1 protein-coding gene is annotated in these 1201 nt (G+C 61.4%); it reads right to left on the reverse strand.

The features are described from left to right. Positions 1 to 6: 6 nt before the first annotated feature. A protein-coding gene (locus DIE21_RS36815; RefSeq protein ID WP_409364681.1) for an IS3 family transposase occupies positions 7 to 1136 on the reverse strand; the annotation gives its coding sequence in 2 pieces (ribosomal slippage) (positions 7 to 893 and positions 893 to 1136; 1131 coding nt in all). Between the last annotated feature and the right edge of the window lie 65 nt (positions 1137 to 1201).

The raw sequence follows: 1201 nt of genomic DNA on the forward strand, positions 1-1201 counted from the left end.
TTGACCTTACCCCGCCGAGTACACCATTCGTAAGTTAGTGGGCTCGCCGTTTTTAGGTTGATGCAGTTGCCGGAATTGGTCCGGCGCCAGTTGCCCCAAGGCGCTATGCGGGCGCACCGAGTTGTAGTCCGTGCGCCACGCTTCGATTCGCGTGCGTGCATCGTCGAGACTGACGAACGCATGCTGATTCAAACACTCTTCGCGCAGCCGTCCGTTGAAGCTCTCGATGTGCGCGTTTTCCACCGGCTTACCTGGACGGATGAACTGCAGCTTGACGCCATGTTCGTGCGCCCATGCATCGAGCGCCTTGCTGACGAACTCTGGCCCGTTGTCGACCTGAATCAGATTAGGCTGCCGTCCCTGCTGACGTAGCTGCTCCAGCACACGCGCCACGCGTACACCCGTCAGCGAGAAGTCGACCTCGATGTGCGGGCACTCGCGATTCCACGCGTCGATGATGGTCAACATGCGAATACGTCGGCCATGCACCAGCGCGTCAGCAACAAAGTCCATCGCCCAGCTTTCGTCTGCGCCGTTAGGCGTCGGCATGACCACGCGCAGATGACTCGGGCGCTTCTTTCGCCGTTTCAGGCGAAGCGACAGACCTTCTGCGCGGTACAGGCGCTCAGTGCGCTTGTGGTTCTGGACCAGGCCCTCCCGACGCAGCAAGACATGCAGGCGCGGCGAGCCAAACCGTGGCCGCTGCTGTGCCAGCTCGCGCAGCCGCTGCCGCACTTCGTGGTCGACGTCAGGTGGCACTGGCCGCCGGAACGTCCGGCGATTCAGGCCAACGAGCGCGCACGCCCGGCGCTCCGAATAGTCGTGCTGCTCCATCACCTGCTGCACGACTTCCCGGCGCTGCGCGGGCGAACTCACTTTTTTCCGAGCACGTCCTTCAGAACCTGGATATCCAGCGCCTGGTCGGCCACCAGCCGCTTGAGTCGCTGGTTTTCCTCCTCCAGTTGCCGCAATCGCCGCGCTTCCGACACATCCATGCCACCGTAGCGGCTACGCCAGTTATAGAACGTTGCATCCGATATGCCGTGCTTGCGGCACAAGTCCGCGACCTTCATGCCAGCATCGGCTTCCCTCAGCACCCCGATAATCTGCTCTTCGCTGAACCGCGACTTCTTCATGACAAGGTTTCTCCTGCGGCCTTGCCACTAACTTTACAGTGGGATACTTCAGAGGGGGAAGGTCA

The sequence above is a fragment of the Burkholderia sp. Bp9140 genome (genome assembly GCF_003853425.1).
Lineage (GTDB): Bacteria > Pseudomonadota > Gammaproteobacteria > Burkholderiales > Burkholderiaceae > Burkholderia.